The organism is Megasphaera sp. SW808, from assembly GCF_012027795.1.
GTDB classification, from domain to species: domain Bacteria; phylum Bacillota; class Negativicutes; order Veillonellales; family Megasphaeraceae; genus Megasphaera; species Megasphaera stantonii.
In genome coordinates this window covers 17900-30796 of the sequence record NZ_SJOT01000009.1, presented here as the reverse complement: position 1 = coordinate 30796, position 12897 = coordinate 17900, and the positions used below count along the sequence as shown (strand labels likewise).

The following is a 12897-nucleotide window of genomic DNA, read 5'->3' as shown; positions in this document are numbered from 1 at the left end:
GAGTCCAAGTGAAAAGCTTACCTAATTATTTTACAGATTACGGCACCCCTTGTCAAGTGATTTTTTCGTAAATTTACCGGCCCTCCGCAGGCCCTGCCGAAGAACCGCATTGGCCGAAAGAATAGACGGATTATCTCGATTTTCCTTTATTCGTTATCGTTGGCCTCGAAGATGATTTCAAATTTTATTTGACAAACGGCTCATTTGATGCTAAACTTAGCGTCAACAACTTGATAGTATTGCAATGAAGAGAAGAGTACATGAAAAAGAACGGCACAGAGAGTTCCCGCTGTGGTGAAAGGGAATCCGGGGCGTTTCATGGAAGATGGACTCCGAGCAGGTTAGTCGAATCATTAGACTGCCCGGGCGCGCCCGTTACAGTGCTATGGTATTCAGGGCTTCGGCCTGCGTACCTGAAGAGGCCGGTCCTGCGAAGGTCCGGTGAAATTGGGTGGTATCACGGTGCTTCCGTCCCTTTGGGGACGGGAGCTTTTTTTATTGCCTGCTATCGGCTTGTCATATATCTTTTTACAATGGGAGGAACACATCATGAACCCTATCGACACCTATGAATTTGAAACACTGCAGCAGCACGCCGGACAAATTCCCGATCCTGCGACGGGAGCCCGGGCCGTCCCCATTTATCAGACGACGTCGTACGTCTTCGCCAGCGCCCAGGACGGTGAGGATATCTTCGCCCTGCGCAAGCCCGGCTACATTTACAGCCGCCTGACCAATCCGACGCAGGACGTGCTGGAAAAGAGAATCGCCGCGCTGGAAGGCGGAACGGCCGCCTTAGCCGTCGCCAGCGGTTCGGCAGCCATCGCTTACACCATACTGAACCTTGCCGGCGCAGGCGATGAAATCATCGCGGCCCCGACTTTATATGGCGGCACCTTCGAATTATTTACGGAAACGCTGCAGCGCTTCGGCATTACGACCCGTTTCGCCGACGCCGACGACCCGTCGACCTTTGAAGCCCTCATTACGGATCATACGAAAGCGTTGTACATCGAAAGCCTGGGCAATCCGGCCATCAATATTCCCGACTTCGAAGCCCTGGCCCATATCGCCCACCGAAACGGCCTGCCCCTCGTCGTCGACAGCACTTTCGCCACGCCGTATTTATTCCGCCCCTTCGAGCACGGCGCCGACATCGTCGTCCATTCGGCGACGAAATTCATCGGCGGCCACGGCACGACCCTCGGCGGCCTCATCGTCGAAAACGGCGCCTTCGACTGGACGTCGGGCAGATTTCCCAACATCGCATCGCCGGACCCGTCGTACAACGGCATCAATTTCGCGACCGATATGCCCGGAGCCGGCTTCGTCACCCGCATTCGTGCCAAAAGCCTCCGCGATCTCGGGGCCTGCATCAGCCCCTTCAACGCCTGGCTCCTCCTCCAAGGGATGGAAACGCTGTCCCTGCGCATGGAGCGCCACGTCGCCAACGCCCAAAAAATCGCCGAATACCTGGAAAGCCACCCCGCCGTCGCCAAGGTCAACTATCCGTCCCTGCCCTCTTCGCCGTACTGCGCCCTGGCTCAGAAATATTTCCCCAAGGGAACGGGTTCTATTTTCTCCTTCGAGCTGGCAGGAGGCTATCATGCAGCCCGGGCCTTTATCGACCACGCCGAGATTTTTTCCAATTTAGCCAACGTAGGCGATTCCAAATCCCTGCTGGTTCATCCGGCTTCGACGACGCATCAGCAGCTGTCGGAAGAAGCGCAGCGGGCCTGCGGCATCACGCCCGGCACAGTACGCATCTCCGTCGGCCTGGAAAACGTCAACGACCTGCTGGCAGATGTCGAGCAAGCCCTGTCCGCCGCCAAATAAAGACAAATTTACTTGCAAAGGAAGATAGCCATATGCCCATTAAAATTACAGACGGCCTGTCGGCCAAAGAACTGCTGCATGAAGAAGGAATATTTACTATAGACAAGGGCTCGGCCCTCCGTCAGGATATCCGCCCCCTTCGCATCCTCATCTTCAATCTCATGCCCCTGAAAAAACCGACGGAGCTGCAGCTCCTCCGCCTGCTCGGCGATTCGCCCCTCCAGGTTGAAGTAGATTTCTGCCGCACGACGAGCCATGATAGCGTTCATACAGACCCGTCGTATTTGGAACAAAATTACTATACCTTCGACGACATTAAGAATAACTATTACGACGGCCTGATCATCACCGGCGCGCCTGTCGAGCAGATTCCCTTCGAAGACGTCGACTACTGGCCCGAGCTGACGACGTATCTGGACTGGTCTGCAGGGCACGCCTTTTCCACCTTGTATTTCTGCTGGGGCGCACAGGCGGCTCTCTATCATTATTACGGCGTCGAAAAGCGCCTGCTGCCGGAAAAATTATTCGGCATCTTCGAATACCAGCTCACGCAGAAAGGCCATCCCCTCCTGCGCGGCTTCGACGACAGGTATTTCATTCCCCAATCCCGTCACACCGCCATCGACGATATCAAGGTGTACAACACGCCGGCCCTGGACATCTTATCCCGTTCTCCGGAAAATGGCATCAACATCATCGGCACCGCCGACCATCGTCGCTTTTTCGTCCTCGGTCACTTCGAATACGACCGGCGGACGCTGGAAACCGAATACCTGCGCGACAAAAACAAAGGCTTGCCCATCAGCGTTCCCAAACATTACTATCCCAAGGACAACGACAAGAACCGGCCGGTCTTCACCTGGTGCAGCTACGCCCATCTGTTCTACCATAACTGGCTCAATATCGTATATCAGGAAACGCCGTACTGCCTGGAGGACATCGGCCGCGGAAAATTCTGCGTCCGCTGACAGCCGGCACGGCTCCTGCATACAGAAAAGGCTGGATACCTTCTGCCGTATCCAGCCCTTTCGTTTCGTATATCCAATATAGAATGGTTCTTGTTACTTCGTGCCGAAAATCCTGTCGCCGGCGTCGCCGAGGCCGGGAACGATATAGCCGTGTTCATTCAGCGTATCGTCCAGGGCCGCCACGTAAATGCGCACGTCCGGGTGATCCTTATTGACCCGCTGCACGCCCTGAGGCGCCGCAACGAGGCACATGAGCTTAATATTCTGCACGCCCTTGTCCTTCAGCAGGGTAATCGCCGCCGACGCGCTGCCGCCCGTAGCCAGCATGGGGTCGACGATGATGAAATCGCGGTCCTGCACATCGGGCAGCTTGCAGTAATATTCGACGGGCTCCAGCGTTTCCGGATCCCGGTACAGCCCGATATGACCGACTCTGGCCATGGGAATTAAATTGAGCAGGCCCTGCACCATGCCCAGGCCGGCGCGGAGAACGGGCACGATGCCCAGCTTCTTGCCGCTGATCTGTTTTCCCGTCGTCGGCGCAACAGGAGTCTCAATGGCAATATCTTCCAGCGGCAAATCCCGCGTAATTTCATACCCCATGAGCATTGTAATTTCTTCCAGCAAATTGCGGAAATCAGTAGAACCGGTTTCCTTCTTCCGCATCAGCGTCACCTTGTGCTGAATCAGCGGGTGATCCATTACCTGTACCTGCATACTCTGCGGCTCCCTTCCCAATTATTTGTCCATTTCCGTAATCATCGCAACGCGGTCGGCATGACGGCCGCCGTCGAAACCCGTCGTCAAGAAGACCCGCACGATTTCTCTGGCAACGCCCGGCCCGATGACCCGGCCGCCCATGGTCAGGATATTAGCGTCGTTGTGGCGGCGGCAATATTCCGCCGAGAACAAGTCGTGGCACAAAGCGGCGCGGATGCCGTGCACCTTATTCGCCGCAATGCCGATGCCGATGCCCGTACCGCAGAACAGGATGCCCCGGTCAAAGGTACCGTCCGCTACGGCTTCGGCCACCTTTTTGGCGACTTCCGGGTAATCGCACCGTTCGCCCGTGAGGGTACCATAATCGGTAAATTCGATTCCCTGTTCGTTCAAATATTCCTTGATGTTTTCTTTCAAATCAAAGCCGCCGTGATCAGCGCCAAGTACTAATTTCATCGTCGTTCCTCCTTATGTCTCCGGACATATTATATATAGTATATATTCATTATACTCTGCAATAGAGAAGATGAACAGATTGAAATACAATTTATAAGATGATGACGTTGCCGCCGGCGGCTTTCTTCATGCGGTTCATAATCGCCATGCCCAAGCCGTCGCCGTCGACGCCTTCCGCCAGAATGAGGTCTACCTTGTCCGTATCGAAGGACAGCAACCCCGTATACAGCTGGTTGGCCAGGGCTACCTTATCGCCCCGCCGTCCCCATATGTACATATCGTCTTTTGGGAAATGAGCGCCCACTTCCTGGCTGACTAAAAAGCCAACTGTTTTTCCATCGGCCAATGCGTCTTCATACAAGTCTTTCAACTTAGCCGTTACGGCTTCTTCCGAGCCTACGACGACGGTCATCGGAGCCGACGGAGCGTAGTGGCGGTATTTCATGCCCGGCGCTTTGGGAGCGCCCTGGCCGGTCACTAGGTTCGTATCCAGACGCACGTACGTGACGACTTCCTTCAGCATGTCCATCGTAATGCCGCCCGGCCGTAGAATCGTAACGGAATCGTCTCCGTCGCATTCGACAATCGTCGATTCGACGCCGATGCAGCAGGGTCCTCCGTCGATAACCATGTCGACGCGCCCGTCCATGTCGTGCATGACTTCTTCCGCCGTCGTCGGGCTGGGACGGGTCGATAAATTGGCGCTCGGGCCGGCAACGGGAACGTCGGCGCAGCGCAGGAAGGCCCGGCATACGTCGTGATCCGGACAGCGCAGGGCGACCGTATCTAATCCGCCCGTAGCCGCGTCGGGAACCTGGGGCTGCCGGGGAAAGATAATCGTCAACGGCCCCGGCCAAAAGCGGTCCATCAGCTTTTTCGCCGTCGGCGTAATGCAGGCCGCCACTTTTTCCGCCCCGTGCTGATCCGGCACGGTTAAAATCAGCGGATTATCGCTGGGCCGGCCCTTCGCGGCGTATATGCTCCGGCAGGCGTCGGCATCGAGGCCGTTGGCGCCGATACCGTACACCGTTTCCGTCGGAAACACGACCAGCCCGCCGGCGCGGATGATGCGTCCCGCTTCTTCCAGTACGGCTTTATCTTTTTCGATGTCTGTAATATGTACAAGTTTTGTCTGTTTCATCTACATCTGCTCTTTTCGTATAAATAAGATGACCCGTTCTATTCCGCCGTAATCGGTTACGGTTTTCTCATGACCATAGGCTCCCGTATCCGTAAAGATGCGCACGACGTCTTCCGTCTGACCCGCGCCGATTTCTACGGCGCAGCAGCCGCCAGGCCGCAGAAAGGCCGGGGATTGCTCCGCAATGCGCCGGTAAGCGTCGAGCCCGTCGTCGCCGCCGAACAGCGCCTGCGGCGGATCGTAGCGGACTTCCGGCTGGAGCCGCTCCATGTCGTCCCGCGTCAAATACGGCGGATTCGATACAATCCAGTCAAATCGCTGTTCCGGCAGCGCGGCGCACACGTCGCTCTCCACCCAGGTCACGCGGTCGGCCAGTCCCAGGGCCTCGCCGTTTTGACGAGCGACGGCCAGTGCCTTAGGAGAAATGTCGACGCCCGTGCCTGCCGCCTCGGGCAGGTAATGAAGGAGGCTCAGGATAATCGCGCCGCTTCCCGTGCCGATATCCAATATCGACGCCGGCGGCTGCGATTTCGCCGCGTCCAGCATCGTCTCGACGAGCATTTCCGTCTCTGGCCGCGGTACCAGCACGTCCGTCGTGACCTGGAAGTCGAGTCCCATAAAGGCCTTCGTGCCTAAAATATGGGCGACGGACAACCGGCCAGCCCGCTTCTTGACCATTTCCCGGTACGCCGCCAGCTCCGGCGGGTTCATAGGCTGGTCGTAGTGGGCGTATAAATAAATCCGTTCCTTCTGCAGGACGTGGGCCAGCAATATTTCCGCATCCAAACGGGGCGTATCAACGCCCTTTTGGGCGAAATACTCCTGCGTCCACTGCAGGAGGCTCCCAATAGTCCACAGCTTATTCATGATTTTCTTCTTTCATGAGCTCGGCCCGGCGGGCTTCAGCCAAGGCCTGAATGAATTCGTCGATATCGCCGTTCAAAATATTTTCCAGCTTGTACAGCGTTAGGTTAATGCGATGGTCCGTCACGCGGCCCTGGGGGAAGTTGTAGGTACGGATTCGTTCGCTCCGGTCGCCTGTGCCGACCTGGCTGCGCCGTTCCTCCGTAATTTCCGCATCGGCAGCCTGCTGGGCCTGGTCCAGCAGCCGTGCCTTTAATACCCGCATCGCCTTGGCCCGGTTTTCCAGCTGCGACCGTTCGTCCTGGCATTCTACAACCATGCCTGTCGGAATATGGGTCATGCGCACGGCCGAACTCGTCTTGTTGACGTGCTGGCCGCCGGCGCCGCTGGCGCGGAAATAGTCGACGCGGACGTCGTCCATGTTCAAATCGACTTCTACGTCTTCTGCTTCCGGCAGGACGGCGACAGTCGCCGTCGACGTGTGAATACGGCCGCCGGCTTCCGTCACCGGCACGCGCTGTACGCGGTGTACGCCCGATTCGTATTTCAGCTTGCCGAATACGCCCGAGCCTTCGACGGAAAAGATAACTTCCTTAAAGCCGCCCAGCTCCGGAGCGTTGGAGCTGATAATGCTCGCCTTCCAGCCAGGCTGTTTTTCAATATATTTCATATACATGCGGAACAAATCCCCGGCGAACAGCGCCGCTTCATCGCCGCCGGCGCCGCCGCGGATTTCCATGATGACGTTTTTATCATCCCTCGGGTCCTTGGGCAGCATGAGGATATGGAGCTGTTCTTCCAGCTCGGCCAATTCCTTCGACGCTTCGCCGAGCTCTTCCTTCGCCATGGCGATGAGGTCGGCGTCGCTGTCCGGATCGTTCAGGATGTCCTTATCTCCCTCGACGGTATTGGCGACTTCCTTATATTTCCGGAATGTTTCTACCAGCGGCATGAGCGACGCGTGTTCCTTTGTCAGCTTCTGCCATTCGTCCTGTCGGGCAATGACCGACGGGTCGCTGATGCGCTGCTCCAAATCCATGAATTTATTTTCCACGTCCTGCACTTTATCAATAAACACCTGTATCTCTCTCCCATCCTATGCGTATATCCCCTAGCGAAGGTCCGAATCGGCCCGCGCTTCCTGCTTTTCTTCCGGCTTAGCCGCTTCCAGAGCCCGAATAGCAACTTCGATCTGGTCGTCGTGGGGCTCTCTCGTCGTCAAATACTGCAGCCACAGGCCCGGCTTGAACAAGGTCTGCAGCAGCTGGCTTTCCGTCCGGCTGGCCAGCCGTATCATTTCATAGCTGATTCCGGCTACGACGGGCATGAGGACGATGCGCGACGCGACGCGTTCCAGCAGGCTGGGCCAGCCCAAAAAGGCAAATACGAAAATCGACACAACCATGACGATGAGCAGGAAATTCGTACCGCAGCGCGGGTGAAGGCGGCTGTGGCGGCGGACATTTTCCACCGTCAGCTCCTGTCCCGATTCGTAGGTCCAGATCGTCTTGTGCTCGGCTCCGTGGTATTCAAATACGCGCCGAATATCTTTTGTCAGGGATATGCCCCATATATACAATAAAAAGATAGCCAGCCGCAGCACGCCTTCTACAATATTCATCCACACGGCGCTGTGCTCAATGCCGGGAATAAATTTGACGGCGTACGTCGGGATAAGCAAAAAAAAGACGACAGCCAATACGATGGAAAAAGCCATCGTCAGAGCCATTTCCGTGTTGGTAATCTGTTCGTCTTCCTCTCCGGCAGCCTGCGCCGAATAGGACAAGCTCTTCATGCCGTATACCAGCGACTCGCACAGGGCGACGGTGCCGCGCAGGAAGGGCTTTTTCAGTATCGGATACCGCTCCGTAATCGAATGGACCGTATCCTTTTTTACGGTAATCTCGCCGGACGGCGTTCGGACCGCCGTGGCGATATACTCGGGGCCGCGCATCATGACGCCTTCGATGACGGCCTGTCCGCCTACATATATCTTCGTCTGCTTCACTGCTTGTCCCCCTTATTTATTTCTGCATATACAAAGAGAGCAGAGCATCGCTGCTCTGCCGCCAACTTTGTACTTCTTATTTAGCTTTTTTACCATAACGTTTATTGAACTGTTCGATACGGCCGCGAGCCTGCTGTGCACGCTGCTGACCCGTAAAGAACGGATGGCATTTAGAGCAAATTTCAACGCGCAGTTCGGATTTCGTCGAACCGGTTTCAAACGTATTGCCGCAAGCGCACGTAACTACGGCAGTGCCGTACTTCGGATGAATACCTTCTTTCACTATTCACACCTCTTTCTTATCTATCATACCAAACCTATGCTAAGATAGTATAGCATAGTGCCCCATGAAATGCAAGGACATAAATTTACAAATTTTACGTCCCCTGTCCCGGACCTTATCTCCCATCCGGCCAAAGAAGCACGGCCTTTCCGGCCTCGCGGCTTTTCGCCACGTCGATAACCCGCTGGTTCGACGAGCCGCGGAAATACAATCCCGGGTCCTTCAGGGCGTCGACGAAGGGGCCGTCGACGAGGACATCGCAGGCCGCCAGCAGAGCTTTCCGAGCCGGCTGGGCCAGGATTTCTTCGTACAAAAATCCCGAATACACCCAGATGCTTTTTCCCGGCACGGCGCGGCGGACGGCCTGCACCAGCTCCAGCAGGTCTTCGGCATTTTCCATCGGCTCTCCGCCGAGAAGGGTCAGCCCGCTGTTCGTATCGTCCTGCAGATAGGATATGAGCCGTTCTGTTTCGGCCGCCGTCCATTCGCTGCCGGCGTTAAAATCCTGATATTCTTCATTGAAGCAGTTGACGCAGCGCCGGCTGCAGCCCGTCACAAATACGGTCGCCCGTATGCCCGGACCGTTGGCGATGTCGTACTGCCTGATTTGTCCATATCTCATGACCCGGCCTCCTAGATATGCAGGACGCGGTTCTTAATTTCCTGCGTTCGCCCTTCGTTCCAGAAATTTTCTCCCAAATAGCCGCAGGTCCGCCGGATAACCGTCAGCTTGGAGCGGTCCCGGTTATGGCAGCGCGGGCATTCCCACTCGTTGTCGCCGTTGAGGACGATTTCCCCGTCAAAGCCGCATTCGTGGCAGTAATCCAGCTTCGTGTTGAATTCAGCGTAGGTAATGCGATCGTAAATATATTGGATCATCGTCAGGACAGCGGGAATATTATGAGCCATGTTCGGGATTTCCGCGTAGCTGATGCAGCCCCCTGTCGATTTATCTTCAAATTCCGCTTCAAAGGCAAATTTGTCGAAGACGTTGATAGGCTCGCGGACGTCGACGTGGTAGCTGTTCGTATAGTACCCCTTGTCGGTCACGTCCTTAATGACGCCAAAGCGGGCCGTATCGATTTTGCAGAAGCGGTTCGTCAGGTTTTCCGCCGGCGTGCCGTACAGGGCGAAGCCGATGTTCGTTTCTTCCTTCCACCGCTTGATGTGGGCGTTGAATTCGTCCATAATGCGGTGGGCAAACCGCTTCCCTTCCGGAGCCGTATGGGAGCAGCCCTTCGTGAGAAGCGTCGCTTCATATATGCCGATATATCCCAGGGATAAGGTCGCATAGCCGCCGTACATAAATTTCTCAATCGACTCGCCCGGCTTGAGTCGTGCGATGGCCCCGTACTGCCAGTGGACGGGCGACACGTCGGACGTGATCTTTTTGAGCAGCTCTACGCGCAGCAGCAGAGCCTTTTTGCAAAGCTCCAGCCGCTTATGGAGAATCTGGAAAAACTTGTCTTCGTCGCCGTCGGCCAGAATGCCGATTTGCGGCAGGTTAATCGACACGACGCCCATGTTGAAGCGGCCGTCGAATTTATACTTGCCGTTTTCGTCTTTCCAAGGGCTCAGGAAGGAGCGGCAGCCCATGGGGCTGAACACGTTGCCTTCGTAGGTTTCGCGCATCTTCTTGGCCGAAATATAGTCGGGATACATGCGCTTGGCCGTGCATTCGGCAGCCAGCTCGGTCAGGTAGAAATAGGGGCTGCCCTTACGGACGTTGTGCTCGTCCAATACGTATATCAATTTCGGAAAGGCCGGCGTGACGTAGACGTTGGCCTCGTTTTTGATGCCCTGAATGCGCTGGCGCAGCAGCTCCTCGTCGATCATAGCCGCTTCCCTGGCATATTCATAGTCAGGCTGGAAATACATAAACAACGTCACAAACGGAGCCTGGCCGTTCGTCGTCATGAGCGTATTGATCTGATACTGAATCGTCTGGATACCGTCTTTAATCTCTTTTTTCGTCCTCTTCCAGGCAATTTCTTCGGCTTTCTCCATGTCCGGCTCGATGCCGTAAACTTCCTTCTGCTCTTCTACGACGGCTTCCATGTATTTATTGAAGGATTTGCGGACGTAAGGAGCCAAAATGCGGTCGATGCCGTTGATGGACTGGCCTCCGTACTGACCGCTGGCTACCTGGGCGATGATCTGCGTCGTCACCGTACAGGCTACCTGAAACGATTTCGGCGTGTCGATTTTCTTGCCGTTGATGACCGTGCCGTTGGCCAGCATGTCTTCCAGATTGATGAGGCAGCAGTTGAACATAGGCTGGATGATGTAATCCATGTCGTGGAAATGAATGGCCCCGCTGTCATGAGCCTGGACGATATCGGCCGGAATGAGCTTGCGGCGGGCAATATCCTTAGACACCTCGCCGGCGATCAAATCGCGCTGCGTCGACACGACGTGGCCGTTTTTATTGGAATTTTCATCAAGGACCTCGAGATTGGTATTGTTCAGCAGGCCGAAGACGTCCGAATCAGTCGTATTGGTCTGGCGCTTGAAGGCCTGAATGGCTTTGTAATTTTCATAGGCCCGGGCCGTCGCCGGATTGTTGTATTGAATCAGGCGGTAATACACCTGATCTTCAATGGCATATATGGTCATATCCTTGTGCATGGTCGAGGCATAGGCTTCAATCTCCCTGGCGATTTTCTCCGCCTGGCCCTCTTCATAAATGCCGCTGCTGCTGTTCATGGCTTTTTCTATAGCCGCGACGATTTTATTGCGGTCAAAGGGCGCTCTCTGCCCGTTGCGCTTGATGACTTCCAACATGTGCATACCTCCCATGATATAGTGTATATTTACCTAAAAATCAACGCTGCATATACAATATATATGATTTCTCTTTCGTAAAACAGTGCACACCCATATTACTATATCTGGTATATGTTGTCAATCGCCCAATACTTGATACTGTTGTTATCAAGTCCTATCAAAAAGAGCGGCAAGCCTTCAAAAAAACTGCGTTTCTGAAAGCCTGCCGCCTGTGTATAACTCGATAAAAAATTTTTTATGGGATTTGGAGAAGATCCCGTATCACCGCTCCGGCTAAAATGAGTCCGGCTGCCGACGGCACGAAGGAAATACTGCCTATGCCGGAACAGCCTTCTTCCCGCCGTACTGGCCGGGGCGGCTCTTTGGAATATACGACCTTGACGCGGCGGATATTCCGCTTTTTCAGCTCCCTCCGCATCACCTTGGCCAGGGGATCGACAGACGTCTTCTCGATCTCGGCAATTTCAAACAGCTCCGGATGGAGCTTATTCCCCGCTCCCATAGCGGAAATGACGGGAATACCGGCCTCATAGGCTTCTGCTATGATATCGACCTTCGCCGCTACTGTATCAATGGCGTCAACGACGTAATCAGCGCCCGACTGCGCAACCAGGCCCGGCCGCTCTGCCGGCAGGTAAAACACGTGATGCGTTTCGACCTCTATGTCCGGATTAATCGACAAAAACCGCTCCTTCATGACCTCGACCTTAGGCCGGCCAATAGCCGGCACAGTCGCCCCAAGCTGGCGGTTTACATTAGACGGGTCGTATACGTCGCCGTCGACGAGAGTCAAGCGGCCGATGCCGGCCCGGCAAAGAGCCTCGGCCGCAAAGGAACCGACGCCGCCGACGCCGAACACCAGCACTGCTTTGCCCGCTAGGGCTTCTACCTTATCCCATCCCAGCAGTAGCGCCGTCCGCTGGGCGTATTCCTCCCTCACGGCTTACCGTTCCGGAACGACTTCCAGCCAGTAGCCGTCGGGGTCGACGATAAAATAAATGCCCATAGCCGGATTTTCATAGACGACACAGCCCATTTCCTTATGTTTGGCCAGGGCCGCATCCATATCCTTGACGGAAAAGGCCGTATGGAACTCGTTTTCGCCGAGATTATAGGGCTCTTTTCTGTCTTTGAGCCACGTCAGCTCCAGCTGGAAATCAGAAACGCCGTCGCCGAGATAAACAATCGTAAAATCAGGCTTTTCAATACGGCGCACTTCCGTAAGGCCCAGGGCTTCTTTGTAAAACTCCATGCTGCGCTGCAAGTCCAGCACGTTAAAATTAGTATGTCTGAATGTAAACTGCATGTGTAGGTTCCTCCTTATGCTTCTTCCTGCCAGCCTTTGGAAACGTCGACCCAGCCTTGAGACCGGGCGTAGAGTTCCAATTCCGGCAGCGTCAGTTCGATGGCGCTGTTGCCGCTGCCGCAGGCCGGAAAAACCGTTTCAAACCGCTTCAGCGATTCGTCCAGATATACGGTCACGCCGGGATTAACGGCAAAGGGGCAGACGCCGCCGACGGGATGTCCAATTAACCGTTCCACGTCGTCATGCTTGATCATCGTCGCCTTTTTATGGAACCGCGCCTTGAATTTATGGTTGTCCACGCGGGCGTCGCCGGCAAACAATACTAAAATTGGCCCGTCTTCCAATAAAAACGACATGGATTTGGCGATGCGTCTGCCTTCCGTATGAAGGGCCGCCGCCGCTTCGTCGACAGTCGCGCTGGACTGATCCAGTTCCAACACGCGGTCAGCCATGCCCCACTGGGCAAAATACTCCCTTACCTTCTGAATAGACATCCTTTCTGTCCCCTCCTGTATCATAGCGTTATTA

Annotated in this window: 14 protein-coding genes and 1 other annotated feature; of the genes, 2 read left to right on the top strand and 12 right to left on the bottom strand. The window is 55.2% G+C overall.

Annotated elements, in window-relative coordinates:
- Positions 1-235 precede the first annotated feature (235 nt).
- Positions 236-479, top strand: a binding site (T-box leader).
- Positions 480-549: 70 nt separating this feature from the next.
- A complete protein-coding gene (locus tag E0L13_RS05115; RefSeq protein ID WP_168060787.1) occupies positions 550-1836 on the top strand; it encodes an O-acetylhomoserine aminocarboxypropyltransferase/cysteine synthase family protein in 1287 nt (428 codons plus the stop codon).
- 32 nt (positions 1837-1868) lie between these two features.
- Positions 1869-2804, top strand: coding sequence for a homoserine O-succinyltransferase (gene metA / locus E0L13_RS05110; protein WP_168060785.1), 936 nt, complete (start codon positions 1869-1871; stop codon positions 2802-2804).
- 93 nt (positions 2805-2897) lie between these two features.
- On the opposite strand, the gene upp is transcribed toward metA, so the two are convergent.
- From upp to E0L13_RS05050, 12 genes are all read right to left on the bottom strand, one after another.
- Entirely contained in the window at positions 2898-3521 is a 624-nt protein-coding gene (gene upp, locus E0L13_RS05105; protein ID WP_107196432.1) for a uracil phosphoribosyltransferase, read from the bottom strand.
- A gap of 21 nt (positions 3522-3542) precedes the next feature.
- On the bottom strand, positions 3543-3980 hold the full coding sequence (rpiB, locus tag E0L13_RS05100; protein ID WP_087477999.1) for a ribose 5-phosphate isomerase B: 438 nt from the start codon (positions 3978-3980) through the stop codon (positions 3543-3545).
- Between the two features lie 91 nt (positions 3981-4071).
- Positions 4072-5121 carry an L-threonylcarbamoyladenylate synthase gene (locus E0L13_RS05095; protein ID WP_087477998.1) on the bottom strand — a complete coding sequence of 350 codons (1050 nt, stop codon included), beginning with the start codon at positions 5119-5121 and terminating at the stop codon, positions 4072-4074.
- Positions 5122-5988 (bottom strand): peptide chain release factor N(5)-glutamine methyltransferase, encoded by an 867-nt coding sequence (gene prmC, locus E0L13_RS05090; RefSeq protein WP_168060783.1) that lies wholly within the window; start codon positions 5986-5988, stop codon positions 5122-5124.
- Entirely contained in the window at positions 5981-7063 is a 1083-nt protein-coding gene (gene prfA, locus E0L13_RS05085) for a peptide chain release factor 1 (RefSeq protein ID WP_168060781.1), read from the bottom strand. Before prfA ends, prmC begins: the two co-directional genes overlap by 8 nt.
- Positions 7064-7096: 33 nt before the next feature.
- Positions 7097-7942, bottom strand: coding sequence for a DUF1385 domain-containing protein (locus E0L13_RS05080; protein ID WP_206081533.1), 846 nt, complete (start codon positions 7940-7942; stop codon positions 7097-7099).
- A 127-nt stretch (positions 7943-8069) separates the two neighbouring features.
- Complete coding sequence (gene rpmE, locus E0L13_RS05075; protein ID WP_087477995.1) at positions 8070-8276, bottom strand: 50S ribosomal protein L31; 207 nt, start codon at positions 8274-8276, stop codon at positions 8070-8072.
- A 115-nt stretch (positions 8277-8391) separates the two neighbouring features.
- Positions 8392-8898 (bottom strand): anaerobic ribonucleoside-triphosphate reductase activating protein, encoded by a 507-nt coding sequence (gene nrdG, locus E0L13_RS05070; RefSeq protein ID WP_168060777.1) that lies wholly within the window; start codon positions 8896-8898, stop codon positions 8392-8394.
- Between the two features lie 11 nt (positions 8899-8909).
- On the bottom strand, positions 8910-11060 hold the full coding sequence (gene nrdD / locus E0L13_RS05065) for an anaerobic ribonucleoside-triphosphate reductase (protein ID WP_168060775.1): 2151 nt from the start codon (positions 11058-11060) through the stop codon (positions 8910-8912).
- A 238-nt stretch (positions 11061-11298) separates the two neighbouring features.
- Positions 11299-12003, bottom strand: coding sequence for a tRNA threonylcarbamoyladenosine dehydratase (locus tag E0L13_RS05060; RefSeq protein WP_168060773.1), 705 nt, complete (start codon positions 12001-12003; stop codon positions 11299-11301).
- 3 nt (positions 12004-12006) lie between these two features.
- Complete coding sequence (locus E0L13_RS05055) at positions 12007-12369, bottom strand: VOC family protein (RefSeq protein ID WP_087477991.1); 363 nt, start codon at positions 12367-12369, stop codon at positions 12007-12009.
- Positions 12370-12383: 14 nt separating this feature from the next.
- Positions 12384-12863, bottom strand: coding sequence for a YbaK/EbsC family protein (locus E0L13_RS05050; RefSeq protein WP_168060771.1), 480 nt, complete (start codon positions 12861-12863; stop codon positions 12384-12386).
- Positions 12864-12897 lie beyond the last annotated feature (34 nt).